Genomic DNA, 16,219 nt, shown 5'->3' with positions numbered 1-16,219 from the left:
ATTGCGGAGCCCGGCCGCAATGCATCAATGCCGTTTCAACGTGCCGGAGCGGGAGAAAGATGCAGTTTTCCCGCCACGGGCGCCTCCCGGCTCAGCCGCAGGGGATGCCCCGCCGCCCAGGCGGTGTTCAGGTCCGCCCAGTGGGAGGACAGGGGATTGCCCGACTGGCCGGTGGCGATCACCGCCAGCAGCCCGTCCGGCGAGCCCAGATCCGCCACCAGCCGCAGGCCTGCCCCGTGCACATGGGCGAAGTCGGGACGGTAGCCGCCGCGGTTCACCGTCTGGTCGTCGCCCGGCGTCGGCACGCTGATCCGGGTCAGGCGCGACAGCAGCGGCACGTAGCGCAGCAGCGGATGCTCGAACAGCGCCCGGTGCGCCTCGCCCCAGCGCCAGGCGGCGGGGTCCGGTCCGAAGCGCGTGGCGAGCCCGCCGCTGGCCCGGGACAGCGCCTCGGCCACCAGGGCGTCGCAGCCTGCCGGGCCGCACCAGTGGGCGGCGCCCGCCGGGTCGGTCAGCACGAAGCGGAGGAATTCCGGCCCCGCCTCCCAGCTCCCCTCCGGCACGCCGCCAGCCCGCAGGGCCAGGGCACCGGCCTCCTGCATCCAGGCGTTGAAGATCAGCGGCTGCGGCCGGTCCACCGCCATCTCGCCGTCCCAGCCATCCAGCAGGTCGCGCGCCGCGCCGGCCAGCCCGGCGGGGCGGGGAATGGCCCGGAGGCGCGGCAGCATCTCGCGCGCCAGCAGGCTGACCGTATCCTCCTGGAGCGCCACGAAATCCTCCGGCGCATGGCGCGGCCGGGCGGCAAGCGCGCCGGCGATGCGGCGGAAGCGCCAGTCGCCGAACCAGTCGCGCCCGAGGAAGACGGGCGAGTCCTGCGGCTGCACCCGGTTGTTCGCATTGGCCACGGCGCCGGAGGCCGGGCGCAGCGTGTTCGGCATCTCCGCGAAGGGGATCCAGCCGGTCCAGTCATGGCTGCCGTCCCAACCCGGCGCCGGCATGGCGCCATCGCCCGAGGCGCGAATGGGCGTGCGGCCCGCCAGGAACAGCGCCACCTCGCCCGCCGCATCCGCCACCACGACATTCTGCGCCGGGCTGCTGATGCGCGCCACGGCGGCGCCGGCCTCCTCCAGCGTCGCGGCCCGGTTCAGGGCATGCAGTCCGGAGGCCGCCGTGTCGCCCGGCGCCAGATTGGCCATCTGCACCGCCAGCACGGTTCCCAGGGGAACATCCCCGCCCGTTTCCAGATCCGACACCACCGGCCCATGGCGGGTCTCCCGCACCCGCAGCACCTCGTCGGACTGGCCGCGCACGGCGATCCGTTCCTCGCGCAGCGCGAAGGGACGCGGGCCGTCCGGCGTCTCGTAGCCCTCCGCGCCGGCGAGGCGCTCGACGAAGACGTCCTGCGTATCGGAATGGGTGGTGGTGAAGCCCCAGGCCAGCCGCTCGCTGCGGCCGATCACCACGAAGGGCACGCCGGGCGCCGTGGCCCCGGCCAGGAAGCGCCCCTCCGGCAGCTCGATCCGTGCCAGATACCAGAGGATCGGCGCCCCGAAGCCCAGATGCGGGTCCGAGGCCAGCAGCGCGCCCCCGGTGGTGGAGCGCCGTGCCGCCACGGCCCAGGCATTGGAGGCGCTGTCCGGCAGCGGGGCGTCGCCCGGAAATTCGGGCAGTGCGGCCAGCAGCCGCCCGAGCATCGCCGGATCGAGCGCGGCCACCTCGGCCCGGCCGGAGGATTCATCCGCGGGCCAGAGCTCCTCGATCCGCTCCGGCGGCAGGCTGCGTGCCAGCCGGGCACGGGCCAGTTCCGTGCGCCAGTTGCCCGACAGATAAAGCCCCATCAGCTTGCCCCAGAGCAGGCTGTCGGCGGGCCGCCAGGGCTCCGGCGCGCCCAGCAGCAGGAATTCCGGCGCAGCGAAGCGGCCGCGTTCCGCGATCCAGGCATTCACCCCGGCGGCATAGGCTTCCAGCAGGCGCCGCGTTTCCGGCGCCTGGGCCGGGAGGTCGGCCTCGGCCCTTCCGGACAGCCCCAGCACGCGCATGAAGCGGTCGGCACGCAGCGCCGCCGGGCCGGCGATCGCGCTGAGGCGGCCCGAGGCGCCGCGCCGCATCAGGTCCATCTGGAACATCCGGTCGCGGGCATGCAGCAGGCCCAGCGCCATGGCCGCATCCATCTCATTGCGCGCCGTGATGCGGGGGATGCCATGGTCGTCGAGCGTCACCTCCACCGGGGCGGAGAGCCCGGGCAGCGAAAAGCTCGCCTCGCGCGCCGGCAGCGTCCACCACAGGCTTCCCGCCAGCGCGGCCAGGGCCAGCGCCACGAGCAGGGCCAGAACCGCGAAGGCGGCGCGAAGCGGGCGGCGCGGCGGGTGATGGCGGGGATGGTGCGGGCGGCGCATGCCCGCGCAGTATGGGCGCGGAGGTTGCGGGCGCCAGGGGGAGCCGAGGACTGCGCGCAGCGGGCCGCCGCGATCGCCGCCGGCCCTGGACGGATCGTGATCGGAAAGCGGGCCAGGGCATGGAAGCATCCGCCCGCGACAGCCCTGGCACGACTCGGAGCGGGAGACGCCTTCGCATGACCATCCCTGAAAGGAGCTGGGCGGAGCCGCCCCGGACCGGGGCCTATCGCTGCCGCTTCAACCCCTTCGCCGCGACGCTGCGCTGGACCGAATGGGGCCCGCTGGACGGCGATCCGGTGATCTGCGTGCACGGCCTCACCCGCACCGGCCGGGACTTCGACGTGCTGGCCCGCCTCCTGGCCGGGCAGGGGCGGCGGGTGATCTGCCCCGACATCTTCGGGCGCGGCATCAGCGACTGGCTGGTCGAGGGCGCGCTCTACAGCGTGCCGACCTATGTGACCGGGCTGGCGCCGATGCTGGCCTCGCTGGAGCGGCCCTATGACTGGGTCGGCACCTCCATGGGCGGGCTGATCGGCATGTCGGTGGCGGCCCTGCCGGGCAACCGGCTGCGGCGCCTGGTGCTGAACGACGTGGGCGCCTTCATCCCGGCGGCCGCCCTGGCGCATATCGGCGCCTATCTGTCGGAAGCGTTGACCTTTCCCGATATCGCGGCGCTGGAGCGGCACCTGCGCGCGATCCATGCCGGCTTCGGCCGGCTGACGGACGCGCAATGGCATCACCTCGCGGAAACCAGCGCGCGGGCGACGGTCGATGGGCGGCTGGTGCTGCACTACGACCCGGCGATCGGCGAGCCGCTGCGCCTTTCGCCACCCGCCGATGTCGATCTCTGGGCGCTCTGGCGGATGCTGGACCTGCCGGTGCTGCTGCTGCGGGGCGAGGAAAGCCCGCTGCTCCTGCCGGACACGGCCGCGCGGATGCTGGAACGGCCCGGCACCGAGCTGGCGGTGATCCCCGGCTGTGGCCATGCGCCGGCGCTGATGAGCCTGTCCCAGACCTCCCTCGTGGCCCGCTTCCTGGCGCGCGGCTGAGGCATCCCGGGCGCGGAAGGGCAACCACCCGCAACGGTTGCAGCGTGACGAAACGTATCAGCCATGTGCGGCCGGCGGGAACCGTGCCGGCGTCCCGGCGTTCCCGGACCGTCTTCCCGGCTCTCGCGGCCGGGTCCGGAAACCGGAGGAAACCCGCCCGATGACACCGTTCTCCCGCCGATCTGCCCTGTTCCTGGGCCTCGGGATGCCCGCCCTGCTGGCTGGCTGCGCGAACACCTCCGCGCCGCCCGCCGGCCCGGCCGACCCCACGGGCCTGGCGGACCCCGAGATGAAGGCGCTGCTGGAAAGCCTCGCCTCGCTGAACCCGAAGCCGGTCGAGACCCTCTCGCCGCTCGAGGCCCGGCTCCAGCCCGGCCTGTCCGACGCGGTGAAGAACCTGCTGCGCCAGACCGGCAAGTCCACCGACCCGCGCCCGCTGCCGCTGGTGCGCGACATCTCCATCCCAGGCCCGGGCGGCGCCCTGCCGGCCCGCGTCTACAGTTCGGCGCAGCTCCCCGAGCGCCGGGGGCAGAAGCCGCTGCCGCTGATCGTCTATTTCCATGGCGGCGGCTGGGTGCTGGCGAACCTCGACACCTACGACAGCTCCTGCCGCGCCCTCTCGGCCGATGCGAACGCCGTCGTGGTCTCGGTGGACTACCGCAAGGCGCCTGAGAACAAGTTCCCCGCCGCGCATGACGACGCCTATGCCGCCTATGTCTGGGCGGTGCGCAACGCCACGGTGCTGGGCGCCGATCCGAACAAGGTCGCCATCGTGGGCGAGAGCGCGGGCGGCAACCTCGCTTTGGCCACGGCCCTCGCGGCCCATGCCGGCAACGCGCCGAAGCCGCTGGCTGTGGGCGCCATCTATCCGGTCGCGGGCACCGACCAGACGCCGTCCTACAAGCAGTTCGCCAATGCCAAGCCGCTCGGCACCCCGGCGCTGCTGTGGTTCCTGGGCCAGTACACCAATGGCGGATCGGACCTGCAGGACCCGCGCCTGAACATCTACGGCAAGGCCGACCTGCGCGGCATGCCGCGGACCATCATCGTCAACGCCCAGATCGACCCGCTGGCCGATGACGGCGCCCGGCTGGAGGAAGCGATGCGCCGCGCCAACGCGCCGGTCGAGCGCCAGGTCTATCCCGGCGTGACGCACGAATTCTTCGGTGCCGATGCCGTGCTGTCCAAGGCCAAGGAGGCGCAGACCTATCTGGCCGGGCGGCTGCGCGAGGTCTTCCTCGACACCCCGGCGCCCGCCGCCCCGCCGGCCCCGCGCGGCCGCATCCGCCCGGTGCCGCCGCAGCACCGCTGACCATGACGCCCCCGGGAGGTCACTCTCCCGGGGGCCTTCCGCTTCAGCCGGCGCGCAGCCGCCGCGCGGCGTCCAGCGCGAAATAGGTCAGCACCCCGTCGCAGCCGGCGCGCTTGAAGCTCATCAGCGCCTCCAGCACCACGCGGTCGCCATCCAGCCAGCCGTTGCGGATGGCCGCCATCAGCATCGCGTACTCGCCGCTCACCTGATAGGCGAAGGTCGGGACGCCGAACTCGTCCTTCACCCGGCGGATGATGTCGAGATAGGGCATCCCCGGCTTGACCATGACCATGTCGGCGCCTTCCGACAGGTCCATCGCCACTTCGCGCAGCGCCTCGTCGGAATTGGCCGGGTCCATCTGATAGGTCTTCTTGTCCCCCTTCAGCGCGCCGCCGGAACCCAGCGCGTCGCGGAAGGGGCCGTAGAAGCCCGAGGCGTACTTGGCCGCATAGGACATGATCCGCGTGTCCACGAGGCCCTTGTCGTCCAGCGCCCGGCGGATGGCGGCGATGCGGCCGTCCATCATGTCGGAGGGGGCGAGGCAGTCGATCCCCGCCTCGGCCTGCACCACCGCCTGCTTCACCAGCACCGCGACGGAATCGTCGTTGTGGACATAGCCGTCGCGGATCACCCCGTCATGGCCATGGTCGGTATAGGGATCGAGCGCCACGTCGCCGATCAGCCCGAGCTTCGGGAAGGCGGCCCGCAGCGCGCGCGCGGCGCTGCAGATCAGGTTCTCCGGATTATGCGCCTCGCTGCCCTCGGCATCCTTCCGCGCGGCCGGCGTGGCCGGAAAGAGCGCGATGGCCGGGATGCCCAGCTCCACCGCCTGGCCCACATGCTCCACCACGCGGTCCAGGCCGACGCGGAATTGGCCGGGCATGGAGGCGACTTCGGCGGGCGCCCCGTCGCCCTCGCGGATGAAGATCGGCCAGATCAGGTCATCCACCGAAAGCCGGTTCTCGGCCACGAGACGACGGGTCCAGTCGTCGCGCCGGTTGCGGCGCGGGCGGGCGAGGGGGAAGCTGGGAATGATCACGCTGTTCTCGGGCCTCTGCAAAACGGAACCGCCGGGCGCCGCGGGCGGCGAGGGGCGGTCCGGCCATCGGAGCCCCCTATGTGGCCAAACCGCCGCCGGATGCCAAATTCCCGTTGCGCGGGGCTGCGGCCGGAACCGGAAGGGGCTCGCCCGCGCAGTCCCCGCAGGAGTCCCAGCAGGAGTCCCCTGGCATGAACCCGTTCCGTCTCCGCCGGCTGGCGCTCCTGGCCTGCCTGCTCTCCGGCCTCGCCGCATCCCGGCCGGCGGTGGCGGCGCCGGAACCCATCACCTTCCCCGGCCCGGACGGCCTCGCGCTCCGCGCCCTGCTGGTGCTGCCCGAGGGCGTCCCAAGGGGAGTCCCGGTGGTCGCCTTGCATGGCTGCGGCGGCCTGGGCGGGCCGGATCGCCCCATGCACCTGCCGGCGCGGGAGGCCGATTGGGCCGCCCGCCTCGCTGCCGCCGGTCATCCCGTGCTCTTCCCCGACAGCTTCGGGCCGCGCGGCGTCGCGGAGGTCTGCCATGGCGGGGAGCGCGGCATCCAGCCGGAGAACCTGCGGCGCGAGGACGCCCTGGCCGCCGCCGCCTGGGCGGAACGGCAGCCCTGGGCGCTGTCCGGAGGCGTCATGCTGCTGGGCTGGTCGCATGGCGGCAGCACCGTGCTCGCGGCGGTGAACCGGGCCTTCGGACCCGTGCCGGAAGGACTTATCCGGGGGGCCGTGGCCCTCTATCCCGGCTGCGTCCGCACCGGACGCGCCCTGCCGCCCTTCGATCCGGCATCGCCCGTGCTGATGCTGCTGGGCGGTGCCGATGGCTGGACCCCGGCGCGTTTCTGCGAGGCCCTGGCAAGACAGGCCGGCCCCGTCGTCGAAAGCGTGACCTATCCGGGGGCGGAACATGGCTTCGACCAGCCCCATATGCCGGTGCGGGAACTCTCCGGCATGGCGATCACCCCGAAGGGCGATGGCCGGGTGCGGATGGGAACCGACGCGGCGGCCCGCGCCGACGCGATCCGCCGGACGGAAGCGTTCCTGGCCCGCCTGTCGCCCGGCGCCCCTGGATGACCGGCCCCGGCGGCCACGACCGGTGCATGGCAGCCCGGGCGACCACAACGGGTGGTCGTTGTTTCACGGAACCACCAGCCATGGTAGGGAACGGTACATGACACAATCCTCCCCCCCGCGCGCCACGTTCATGGTGGCGATGGGCAGTGACCATGCCGGCGTCGAGCTGAAGGCCGCGCTGAAGAAGGCGCTGGAAGGCGCCGGCCACACGGTCGAGGATTTCGGCACGCACGGGCCGGAAAGCGTGGATTACCCGGATTTCGCGAACAAGGTGGCGCAGTCGGTCGCCTCCGGCCATGCCCAGTTCGGCGTGCTGGTCTGCGGCACGGGAATCGGCATCTCCATCGCGGCCAACCGCCACCCGAAGATCCGCTGCGCCCTGGTGCACGACGTCACCGGCGCCCGGCTGACCCGCCAGCACAACGACGCCAACGTCATCGCGCTCGGCGCGCGGATGATCGGGGCGGAAGTGGCGCTGGATGCCGTCCGCGCCTTCCTGACCACCCCCTACGAGGGCGGCCGGCACGAGCGCCGCGTGGCCAAGCTGACCCCCGAACGCACGCCCTCCGCCTGAGGCTTCCGATGAACGACCAGACCACCGCCCCGAACCTGTCGCGCTTCTTCTCCGCGCCGCTGAGCGAGACCGACCCCGAGATCGCCGCCACCCTGACCGGGGAGCTGGCGCGGCAGCAGGACGGGATCGAGCTGATCGCCTCCGAGAACATCGTCTCCCGCGCGGTGATGGAGGCCCAGGGCTCGGTGCTGACCAACAAGTACGCGGAGGGCTATCCGGGCCGCCGCTACTATGGCGGCTGCGAGGTCGTGGACATCGCCGAGTCCCTGGCGATCGAGCGCGCGAAGACCCTGTTCGGCGCCGGCTTCGCCAACGTCCAGCCGCATAGCGGCGCCCAGGCCAACCAGGCGGTGTTCTTCGCCCTGATGCAGCCGGGCGACACCTTCATGGGCCTCGACCTCGCCGCCGGCGGGCACCTGACCCACGGCTCCCCGGCCAACCAGTCGGGCAAGTGGTTCAAGGTCGCGCCCTATACGGTGCGGCGCGAGGACCAGCTCATCGACATGGAGGAGGTCGCCCGCATCGCGCGGGAAAGCCGCCCCAAGGTGATCGTGGCCGGCGGCTCCGCCTATGCCCGGCATTGGGACTTCGCCCGCTTCCGCGAGATCGCGGACGAGGTGGGTGCGTACTTCATGGTGGACATGGCGCATTTCGCCGGCCTCGTGGCGGGTGGCGCGCATCCCTCGCCGGTGCCCCACGCCCATGTCACCACCACCACCACGCACAAGACCCTGCGCGGCCCCCGCGGCGGCATGATCCTCACCAATGACGAGGCGCTGGCCAAGAAGATCAACAGCGCCGTCTTCCCCGGCCTCCAGGGCGGGCCGCTGATGCATGTCATCGCCGCCAAGGCCGTGGCCTTCGGCGAGGCGCTGCGCCCCGAGTTCCGCGCCTATGCCCGCCAGACGGTCGCCAATGCCAAGGCCCTGGCCGAGACGCTGCAAGGGCTGGGCTTCGGCATCGTCACCGGCGGCACGGACAACCACCTGATGCTGGTGGACCTGCGGCCCAAGTCGCTGACCGGCAAGCTGGCCGAGGCGGCGCTGAACCGCGCCCACCTGACCTGCAACAAGAACGCTATCCCCTTCGACCCGGAGAAGCCGATGGTGACCTCCGGCGTGCGGCTGGGCTCCCCCGCCGGCACCACGCGCGGCTTCGGCGAGGCCGAGTTCCGCGAGGTCGGGCAGCTCATCGGCCAGGTTCTCGAAGGGCTCGGCAAGGCCAACGATGCCGGGGCCAACAGCGCGGCCGAGGCGGCGGCGAAGGCCCGGGTCCTCGAACTCTGCACCCGGTTCCCGATCTACCAGGCCTGACGGGACCGCCGGCCGGTGCGTTGCCCTTTCTGCGGAAGCGAGGATACGCAGGTCAAGGACAGCCGGCCGGCCGATGAGGGCAACTCCATCCGCCGCCGCCGCGTCTGCAACGGCTGCGGCGAGCGCTTCACCACCTTCGAGCGGGTGCAGCTCCGCGAGCTGACGGTGGTGAAGACCGACGGGCGCCGCGTGCCCTTCGACCGCGACAAGCTCGGCCGCTCCATCCGCGTGGCGCTGCGCAAGCGGCCGGTGGAGGAGGGAGCGGTGGACCGCATCGTCAACAGCCTGCAACGGCGGCTGGAGACGGACGGCGACAGCGAGGTCACCTCCAAGCAGATCGGCCGCATGGTGCTGGAGCGGCTGAAGGAGCTGGACCAGGTCGCCTATGTGCGCTTCGCCAGCGTCTACGAGAATTTCCGCGAGGCGAAGGACTTCCAGGACCTGCTCGGTTCGCTGGACAATGGCTGAGGGGGGTGCCAAACCCGCCCCCCTTCGCCATGCCTCACGACAACGACATCCCCGCGACAGAGATCGACCGGCAGCACATGCGCGTCGCGCTGGCCCTGGCGGCGCGCGGCCTGGGCAACACCTGGCCGAACCCCGCCGTCGGCTGCGTGATCGTGCGCGACGAGGTGGTGGTCGGGCGCGGCTGGACCTCGCCGGGCGGCCGCCCGCATGCCGAGGTGAACGCGCTGACCCGGGCGGGCGAGGCGGCGCGCGGCGCCACCGCCTATGTGACGCTGGAACCCTGCTCCCACTGGGGCAAGACCCCGCCCTGCGTCGATGCCCTGGCGAAGGCCGGCGTGGCGCGGGTGGTCTCGGCCCTGCGCGACCCCGACCCCCGGGTGAACGGCAACGGCATCCGCCGGATGCGGGAGGCCGGCATCGAGGTCACGGAAGGGGTGCTGGAGGCGGAGGCGCGGGCGCTGAACGCCGGCTTCATCCGCCGCATCGAGACCGGCCTGCCGCTGGTCACGCTCAAGCTCGCCACCACGCTCGACGGGCGCATCGCCACGCGCACGGGCGAAAGCCGCTGGATCACCGGCCCCGAGGCACGGCGGCTGACCCACGCGCTGCGCGGCACGCATGACGCCATCCTGGTCGGCAGCGGCACGGTGCTGGCCGACGATCCCGACCTGAGCTGCCGGCTGGAGGGCTTCACCCCGCGCCCGATCCTGCGCGCCGTGGCCGACACCCGCCTCCGCACCCCGCCCACCGCCCGCCTGCTGCAAGGCGGGCCGGAGGCGGTGCATGCGCGGGGGGAGGTGGTGGTGCTGACCGTGGCGGGGCACGACCGCGCGGCGATGGACCGGCTGTCCGGCGCCGGGGCCACGCTGGTGGTGGTGCCGCCCTCCGGCAGGCCCGCCGCCGATCCCAGCGGTGCCCGGGATTCCGACCGGCTGGACCCGGAGGCGATCCTGCGCGCCCTGGCGGCGCGGGGCGTGACCCGGCTGATGGTCGAGGGCGGCGCCACGCTCGCGGCTTCCCTGCTTCGCGCGGGACTGGTGGATCGGCTCGCCTGGTTCCATGCTCCCGGCATCATGGGGGGCGATGGCCTGCCCGCCGCGCAGGCCCTGCCGGTGGATTCCCTCGCCGCCATTCCCAAGTTCCGTCGCACCGCCACCATCCCGTGCGGTCCCGACCTGCTGAGCGAGTTCGAGCGCGCCTGATGTTCACTGGAATCGTCACCGCCACCGGAGAGGTCCTCTCCGTCTCCCCGATCGGCGAGGGGCGGGACATGCGCCTGCATGTCCGCACCCCGCCGGGCTGGCTGGAGGGGGCGCAGCTCGGCGCCTCCATCGCCTGCAACGGCTGCTGCCTGACCGCCGTGGCGCTGGAGCCCGAGGGGTTCGAGGCGGAAGCCTCCGCCGAGACCCTGTCGCTGACCGTGCTGGGCGAGTGGAAACCCGGCACCCGGATCAACCTGGAACGCCCGCTCCGCATGGGCGACGAGCTGGGTGGCCATGTCGTCTCCGGCCATGTGGACGGGCTGGCGGAGGTGGTCTCGGTGACGCCGGAGAACGGCTCGGAACGCTGGGTCTTCCGGCCGCCGGCACCCCTGGCCCGCTTCATCGCGCCCAAGGGCTCGGTGACGCTGAACGGCGTCTCGCTGACGGTGAACGAGGTCATGGGCAACGGGGAGAAGGGCAGCCTCTTCGGCGTGAACCTGATCCCGCACACCCGGGAGGTCACCACCTTCGGCGCGCTGGGCCCGGGCGCGAAGGTGAATCTCGAGATCGACATGCTGGCCCGCTATGTCGCCCGCCTGAAGGAGTTCGAGGCATGAGCGCCTCCGCGACCAACCAGCCCGTTTCCGCCTCGCTGTCCGATTTCCTCAGCCCGACCGAGGAACTGATCGAGGAGGCCCGCCGCGGCCGCATGTTCATCCTCGTGGACGACGAGGACCGCGAGAACGAGGGCGACCTCGTGATCCCGGCGCAGTTCGCCACGCCGGACGCGATCAACTTCATGGCCCGCCACGCGCGCGGGCTGATCTGCCTCGCCATGACCCGCGCCCGGGTCGAGGCGCTGGGCCTGCCGCTGATGAGCCAGAGCAACGGCACCCGGCACCAGACCGCCTTCACCGTCTCGATCGAGGCGCGGGAAGGGGTGAGCACCGGCATCTCCGCCGCCGACCGCGCCCGCACCGTGGCGGTCGCGATCAACCCGGAGATGGGCCGCCGCGACATCGTCACGCCGGGCCATGTCTTCCCGCTGGCGGCGCGCGAGGGCGGCGTGCTGGTGCGCGCCGGCCATACCGAGGCCTCGGTGGACTTCGCGCGCCTGGCCGGGCTGAACCCCGCCGGCGTGATCTGCGAGATCATGAACGACGACGGCACCATGGCCCGCCTGCCGGACCTCGTGGCCTTCGCCCAGCACCACGGGCTGAAGCTCGGCACCGTGGCCGACCTGATCGCCTATCGCCGCCGCACGGAGCGGCTGGTGAAGCGGGTCGAGGAGAACGTGCTGGAGGATGCGCCGGGCGGGCCCTGGAAGATCATCGTCTATGCCAACACCATCGAGTACGGCGAGCACATCGCCCTGGTGAAGGGCGAGCCCGACCGCAACGGCCCCGCTTTGGTGCGGATGCACGCGGTGAACATGCTGGCCGACACGCTCAGCCGCCAGGGGCCGGCCGAGCTGCACGCCGCGATGGAGGAGATCGGCCGCGCCGGCCATGGCGTGGTCGTGCTGCTGCGCGAGATGAAGCCGACGGTCCTGAGCGAACGGGTCCGCGCCGGGCACGGCCGCGCGGCGCCGGAGCTGCGGGACTACGGCATCGGCGCGCAGATCCTAACGGATCTGGGCGTGAAGGAGATGGTGCTGCTGTCGAACCACCCCCGCCCCATCGTCGGGCTGGAGGGCTATGGGCTGACGGTGGTGGACACGCGGCCGATCTCGGAATGCGGGAAGGCCGGCCAGAAGGGGAACCAGGCATGAGCACGCAGGACGCACCGGAACGCGGCCAGGCGGTCCTGGAAGGGCCGGCGCCGCGCGTGCTGCTGATCCAGGCGCCCTATTACGCCCAGGTCGTCGGCGGGATGCGCGACGGCGCCCTGGCGGTGCTGGAGCAGATCGGCGCCCGGACCGAGGTGGTGGACGTCGCGGGGGCCTTCGAGCTGCCGGCGGCGCTGCGCATGGCCCTGAACGCGAAGGGGGAGCGGGGCGGCCATGACGGCTACCTGATCCTCGGCTGCGTGGTGAAGGGCGACACCGACCATTACGAACACATCTGCCGGGAAGCCTGCCGCGGCGTGATGGACATCACCGTGGAGACCGCGGCCCCCGTGGGCTTCGCGCTGCTGACCGTCGCGACTCTGCAGCAGGCCATCGAGCGCTCGCGCCCGGACCGGCACAACAAGGGGGCGGAGGCGGCCCATGCGCTGATCGGCCAGATCGCGCTCGCCCGAAGCCTGGGATTGACCGAATGAGCGACACGCCGAAGAGCAACACGAAGAGCAAGGGGCAGGGCGGCGGGAACAAGGCCCGGCCGCGCCTGGGCGCCCGCGTGGCCGCGGTGCAGGCCCTGTTCCAGTCCGAGGCCGCCGGCGAGAATGCCGAGGCCATCATCCAGCAGTTCATCCAGCACCGCCTCGGCGCGCTGCCGGGCGAGGGCGGGTTCGAGGAAGGGCGGGTGCCGCAGGCCGACGTGCCGCTCTTCACCAGCATCGTCCGCGCCGTGGCGAAGAACGCCGAGACCATCGACCCGATCGTGGCCGCGCACCTGTCCGCCGGCTGGAGCATGGACCGGCTCGACCCGGTGCTGCGCGCCCTGCTGCGGGCCGCGGCCGCAGAGCTCTGGTCCAGCAACGAGCCGCCGGCCAAGGTGGTGATCAACGAGTACATGGACGTGGCCCACGGCTTCTTCGACGGCGCCGAGCCGCGCTTCGCCAACGGGGTGCTGGACGCCATGGCCAAGGACCTGCGGACCGGCGAGTTCAACCCGACCCGCGCCTGAACCGGCCTTGCTCCCCGATCCGCCCGAGGCCCTACCCCCCGCCGGAGCGCCGTCTCCCGGGGAGTTCGGGCTGATCGCCCGGCACTTCCGGCCCCTCGCGGCGCCGGAGGCGCTCGGCCTGCTGGACGACGCGGCGCTGCTCGACCCGCCCGCCGGCCGGACCCTGGTGCTGGCGGCGGATGCGATGGTGGAGGGGGTGCACTTCCTCCCCACCGACCCGCCGGACACGGTGTCCCGCCGCCTGCTGCGCACCAACCTGTCCGACCTCGCCGCCATGGGGGCGGAGCCGCTGGGCTATCTGCTCACCACGGCCTTCCCGCGCGGCACGGCCGAATCCGTGGTCGCCGGATTCGCCGCAGGGCTGGCCGAGGACCAGCGGATCTTCGGCCTCCAGGTCCTGGGTGGCGACACGGTCTCCACCCCCGGCCCCGCCTGCCACTCCCTGACCATCCTGGGCACGGTGCCCCCCGGCGCGGCGCTGCGCCGCGACGGGGCGCGGGCGGGCGACGATGTCTGGGTCTCCGGCTCCATCGGCGACGGCGCGCTGGGGCTGGCGGTGGGGCAGGAGCGCCTGCCGCCCGATCCGGAGGGGTATCTGCTGCGCCGCTACCGCCTGCCCGATCCGCGCCTCGCCCTGGGCGTCGCGCTGCGGGGCGTGGCGCGGGCGGCGATGGATGTGTCCGACGGGCTGGTGCAGGATCTCGGGCATCTGTGCCACGCCGCCGGGATCGGCGCGACGATCGAGATGGGCCGCGTGCCGCTGTCCGGCCCGGCGCGCTCGGCGGTGGCGGATGACGACTCCGCGCTGCTGCCGCTGCTGGCCGGGGGCGACGACTACGAGCTGCTCTTCGCCGCCGATCCCGCCGATGCGCCCCGGGTGGAGGAAGCGTCCCGCCGCAGCGGCATCCCCGTCGCGCGGATCGGGCGCTTCCGGGCCGGCCCGGCCTCGGTCACGGTACTGGACCGGTCGGGGCGGGCGGTTTCCGTGCCACGGGGGGGATGGAGCCACTTCTGATGAGCGCAGCGCAGCCCGCCGGAGCCACGGCTCCCCCCGCCATGCCGGGGGAGCCCGCCGGGATGCGGCGCACCATCCGCCTGCTCTTCTGCTGCCAGGCGCTGAGCAACGCGGCCGTGGTGGGGCAGGTCGCGATGTCGGCGCTGATCGGCTACAGCCTCGTGCCCAACAAGATGCTCGCCACCCTGCCGATGGCGCTGCAGATGCTGGCCACCATGGCCGCTTCCATCCCGGCGGGAATGGTCTTCGCCCGCCTCGGCCGCCGCCCGGGCTTCGTCATCGGGGCGCTGCTGTCCTTCGCCGGGGCGCTGGCCTTCGCCTGGGGCGTCTGGCGGGGCGACTTCATGCTCTACTGCCTGGCCTCCATCCCGGCCGGCCTGGGCGCCGGCGTGGCGCAGCACTACCGCTTCGCCGCCGCCGAGGTCGCCACCCCGGCCTATCGCCCCAGGGCGATCAGCCTCGTCATGGCGGGCGGCATCCTGTCCGCCGCGCTGGGGCCGGAGCTGGTGAAGCACACGCGCGGCTTGGTGGAGCCCGTGCTTTTCCTCGGCACCTACCTCACCCTGTCGCTGCTGCCGCTGTGCTGCCTCGCGCTGCTGGCCTTCACCCGCCTGCCACCGCCGCCGCCCCGGCCGAAGACCGCGCTGCGCGTGGCGGAAATCCTGGCCCGCCCGGCCTTCGTGACGGCGGCGCTGACCGCTGCCGTGGCCTACGGCACCATGAACCTCGTGATGACCTCCACCCCGCTGGAGATGATGCTCTGCGGCTTCGGCATCGGGGAAAGCACCACGGTCATCCAGCTCCATTCGCTGGCGATGTTCGCGCCCGGCTTCATCACGGGGCGGCTGATCACGCGCTTCGGCGCGCGGCGGGTGATCCTCTGGGGCGTGGCGCTGACGGCGGCCTGCGTGCTGGCCAATCTGGCGGGCCGGCAGTTCGCGCATTTCTCCGTGGCGCTGGTCGCGCTGGGGGTCGGCTGGAACTTCATGTTCGTGGGTGCCACCAACCTGCTGGGCGAGAGCCATGCTCCGGCGGAACGCTTCCGGGTCCAGGCGGTCAATGACTGCATCGTCTTCGGCACGGTGGCCTGCTCCGCCCTGGGCTCCGGCCTGCTGCACGAATGGCTGGGCTGGGAGGCGGTGAACCTGCTGCTGCTTCCGGCGCTGGCCCTGGCGCTGTGGCGGGTCTCCGCGACGCGCCCGGCCCTGGCCTGACGGGAAAGCACCCGTCCCGCGGCGCGGATGCCGTGTCGGCCGGGAGGAGGGGGCGGAGCAGATCCCGGTCGGGCGGGGTCGCCCGACCGGGTGAAGATGCTCAGGAAACGACAGGCCGGAAACAACGGGCCAAGGCGTTTGACGTGAGCCGAGGCGAAGGGAGACCGCCCTAGCGGCCCGGACCGCCGCCCGGACCCTGCTCGTTGGTGGCGGAGCCCGCGGAGCTGCCGGCGCCGTTGAAGCGGCCGATATTGCCGAAGAGCTGCTGCAGCACGCTGCGCTCGGTGCCGGGCGAGGGGGTCTCGCGCGACACGAAGGACACGTTGTTCCTGTCCTTGTCGGTCAGCTCGCGGATGTTCCGCACCACGCCGCCCTGGTCGAAGGTGATGGCGACGATGCGCTGGTCGCTGACCCCCGGCATTTGGGCCGGGCGGATATGGGTGACCTCGCTGATATAATACCACTCGTTGGGATCGAAGGTCCCGGTGGCGCTGGGCGAGCCCAGCAGCGCGGTCACGTCCTGGCGCGTCTGCACCCCGGGCGTGATCTGGGCGAGCTGCTCCGGGTCCACCCGGTTGCCGCGGATCTCGCGCGGAGCGCCGAAGACCGAACAGCCACCAAGGGGCACGGCGAGCAGTGCTGCCATGGCCAATGCGAGACCGGCGCGGCCGGCTGGCAGAAGGCGGGATCGCCCCGAGGGGCGGCGATTGACTGGGGAGGGGGCGCGGGCCATCTCGTCGGGCGGATTGCCACCGCCTTGCCCTCCGGTCAACGGTGCTGAGCGGGC

Annotated in this window: 16 protein-coding genes; 13 read left to right on the top strand and 3 right to left on the bottom strand. The window is 72.6% G+C overall.

Features of this window, described 5'->3' with window-relative positions; all coding sequences use genetic code 11:
• Positions 1-35: 35 nt before the first annotated feature.
• Entirely contained in the window at positions 36-2,396 is a 2,361-nt protein-coding gene (locus RGI145_RS08915; RefSeq protein WP_075798078.1) for a penicillin acylase family protein, read from the bottom strand.
• Positions 2,397-2,572: 176 nt separating this feature from the next.
• Here RGI145_RS08915 and RGI145_RS08910 point away from each other — a divergent pair, with 176 nt between their 5' ends.
• Positions 2,573-3,445, top strand: a complete 873-nt coding sequence (locus RGI145_RS08910) for an alpha/beta fold hydrolase (protein ID WP_075798077.1) — start codon at positions 2,573-2,575, stop codon at positions 3,443-3,445.
• Positions 3,446-3,605: 160 nt separating this feature from the next.
• Positions 3,606-4,757: an alpha/beta hydrolase gene (locus tag RGI145_RS08905; RefSeq protein ID WP_075798076.1), complete on the top strand. Its 1,152-nt coding sequence runs from the start codon at positions 3,606-3,608 to the stop codon at positions 4,755-4,757.
• Between the two features lie 43 nt (positions 4,758-4,800).
• Here the strand turns inward: RGI145_RS08905 and hemB are convergent, their stop codons facing one another.
• Positions 4,801-5,796: a porphobilinogen synthase gene (gene hemB, locus RGI145_RS08900; protein ID WP_027281370.1), complete on the bottom strand. Its 996-nt coding sequence runs from the start codon at positions 5,794-5,796 to the stop codon at positions 4,801-4,803.
• Positions 5,797-5,987: 191 nt separating this feature from the next.
• Between hemB and RGI145_RS08895 the strand changes: the two genes are divergently transcribed.
• From RGI145_RS08895 to RGI145_RS08845, 11 genes are all read left to right on the top strand, one after another.
• On the top strand, positions 5,988-6,857 hold the full coding sequence (locus tag RGI145_RS08895) for a dienelactone hydrolase family protein (protein ID WP_083670573.1): 870 nt from the start codon (positions 5,988-5,990) through the stop codon (positions 6,855-6,857).
• A gap of 97 nt (positions 6,858-6,954) precedes the next feature.
• Entirely contained in the window at positions 6,955-7,431 is a 477-nt protein-coding gene (gene rpiB, locus RGI145_RS08890; RefSeq protein ID WP_075798075.1) for a ribose 5-phosphate isomerase B, read from the top strand.
• A gap of 8 nt (positions 7,432-7,439) precedes the next feature.
• The gene (gene glyA / locus RGI145_RS08885) at positions 7,440-8,744 is read left to right on the top strand and encodes a serine hydroxymethyltransferase (protein WP_075798074.1); all 1,305 of its coding nucleotides are present in this window, start codon (positions 7,440-7,442) and stop codon (positions 8,742-8,744) included.
• Between the two features lie 15 nt (positions 8,745-8,759).
• Complete coding sequence (gene nrdR / locus RGI145_RS08880) at positions 8,760-9,212, top strand: transcriptional regulator NrdR (RefSeq protein WP_075798073.1); 453 nt, start codon at positions 8,760-8,762, stop codon at positions 9,210-9,212.
• Positions 9,213-9,217: 5 nt separating this feature from the next.
• Complete coding sequence (gene ribD, locus RGI145_RS08875; RefSeq protein WP_418314500.1) at positions 9,218-10,414, top strand: bifunctional diaminohydroxyphosphoribosylaminopyrimidine deaminase/5-amino-6-(5-phosphoribosylamino)uracil reductase RibD; 1,197 nt, start codon at positions 9,218-9,220, stop codon at positions 10,412-10,414.
• A complete protein-coding gene (locus RGI145_RS08870; RefSeq protein ID WP_075798071.1) occupies positions 10,414-11,031 on the top strand; it encodes a riboflavin synthase in 618 nt (205 codons plus the stop codon). Before ribD ends, RGI145_RS08870 begins: the two co-directional genes overlap by 1 nt.
• Complete coding sequence (gene ribB, locus RGI145_RS08865; protein WP_075798070.1) at positions 11,028-12,185, top strand: 3,4-dihydroxy-2-butanone-4-phosphate synthase; 1,158 nt, start codon at positions 11,028-11,030, stop codon at positions 12,183-12,185. The genes RGI145_RS08870 and ribB overlap by 4 nt, the downstream gene beginning before the upstream one ends.
• On the top strand, positions 12,182-12,676 hold the full coding sequence (gene ribH, locus RGI145_RS08860; protein WP_027281362.1) for a 6,7-dimethyl-8-ribityllumazine synthase: 495 nt from the start codon (positions 12,182-12,184) through the stop codon (positions 12,674-12,676). Before ribB ends, ribH begins: the two co-directional genes overlap by 4 nt.
• Positions 12,673-13,203, top strand: coding sequence for a transcription antitermination factor NusB (gene nusB / locus RGI145_RS08855; RefSeq protein WP_075798069.1), 531 nt, complete (start codon positions 12,673-12,675; stop codon positions 13,201-13,203). Before ribH ends, nusB begins: the two co-directional genes overlap by 4 nt.
• Before the next feature lie 7 nt (positions 13,204-13,210).
• Positions 13,211-14,218 carry a thiamine-phosphate kinase gene (gene thiL / locus RGI145_RS08850; protein WP_075798068.1) on the top strand — a complete coding sequence of 336 codons (1,008 nt, stop codon included), beginning with the start codon at positions 13,211-13,213 and terminating at the stop codon, positions 14,216-14,218.
• Positions 14,218-15,432, top strand: coding sequence for an MFS transporter (locus RGI145_RS08845; protein ID WP_075798067.1), 1,215 nt, complete (start codon positions 14,218-14,220; stop codon positions 15,430-15,432). Before thiL ends, RGI145_RS08845 begins: the two co-directional genes overlap by 1 nt.
• Before the next feature lie 169 nt (positions 15,433-15,601).
• Here RGI145_RS08845 and RGI145_RS08840 read toward each other — a convergent pair whose 3' ends face one another.
• Positions 15,602-16,078 (bottom strand): outer membrane protein assembly factor BamE, encoded by a 477-nt coding sequence (locus RGI145_RS08840; protein WP_083670572.1) that lies wholly within the window; start codon positions 16,076-16,078, stop codon positions 15,602-15,604.
• Between the last annotated feature and the right edge of the window lie 141 nt (positions 16,079-16,219).

The organism is Roseomonas gilardii, from assembly GCF_001941945.1.
In the GTDB taxonomy this organism is placed as follows: Bacteria; Pseudomonadota; Alphaproteobacteria; order Acetobacterales; family Acetobacteraceae; genus Roseomonas.
Note: the sequence above shows the minus strand (reverse complement) of the source record. Positions and strands in the feature narration are given on the sequence as shown.

What these genes read in the sequence shown, in the direction of transcription:
- RGI145_RS08915 (WP_075798078.1), bottom strand. Translation starts at nt 2,396, where the DNA reads ATGCGCCGCCCGCACCATCCCCGCCATCACCCGCCGCGCCGCCCGCTT.
- RGI145_RS08910 (WP_075798077.1), top strand. Translation starts at nt 2,573, where the DNA reads ATGACCATCCCTGAAAGGAGCTGGGCGGAGCCGCCCCGGACCGGGGCC.
- RGI145_RS08905 (WP_075798076.1), top strand. Translation starts at nt 3,606, where the DNA reads ATGACACCGTTCTCCCGCCGATCTGCCCTGTTCCTGGGCCTCGGGATG.
- RGI145_RS08895 (WP_083670573.1), top strand. Translation starts at nt 5,988, where the DNA reads ATGAACCCGTTCCGTCTCCGCCGGCTGGCGCTCCTGGCCTGCCTGCTC.
- rpiB (WP_075798075.1), top strand. Translation starts at nt 6,955, where the DNA reads ATGACACAATCCTCCCCCCCGCGCGCCACGTTCATGGTGGCGATGGGC.
- glyA (WP_075798074.1), top strand. Translation starts at nt 7,440, where the DNA reads ATGAACGACCAGACCACCGCCCCGAACCTGTCGCGCTTCTTCTCCGCG.
- RGI145_RS08870 (WP_075798071.1), top strand. Translation starts at nt 10,414, where the DNA reads ATGTTCACTGGAATCGTCACCGCCACCGGAGAGGTCCTCTCCGTCTCC.
- ribB (WP_075798070.1), top strand. Translation starts at nt 11,028, where the DNA reads ATGAGCGCCTCCGCGACCAACCAGCCCGTTTCCGCCTCGCTGTCCGAT.
- ribH (WP_027281362.1), top strand. Translation starts at nt 12,182, where the DNA reads ATGAGCACGCAGGACGCACCGGAACGCGGCCAGGCGGTCCTGGAAGGG.
- nusB (WP_075798069.1), top strand. Translation starts at nt 12,673, where the DNA reads ATGAGCGACACGCCGAAGAGCAACACGAAGAGCAAGGGGCAGGGCGGC.
- RGI145_RS08845 (WP_075798067.1), top strand. Translation starts at nt 14,218, where the DNA reads ATGAGCGCAGCGCAGCCCGCCGGAGCCACGGCTCCCCCCGCCATGCCG.
- RGI145_RS08840 (WP_083670572.1), bottom strand. Translation starts at nt 16,078, where the DNA reads ATGGCAGCACTGCTCGCCGTGCCCCTTGGTGGCTGTTCGGTCTTCGGC.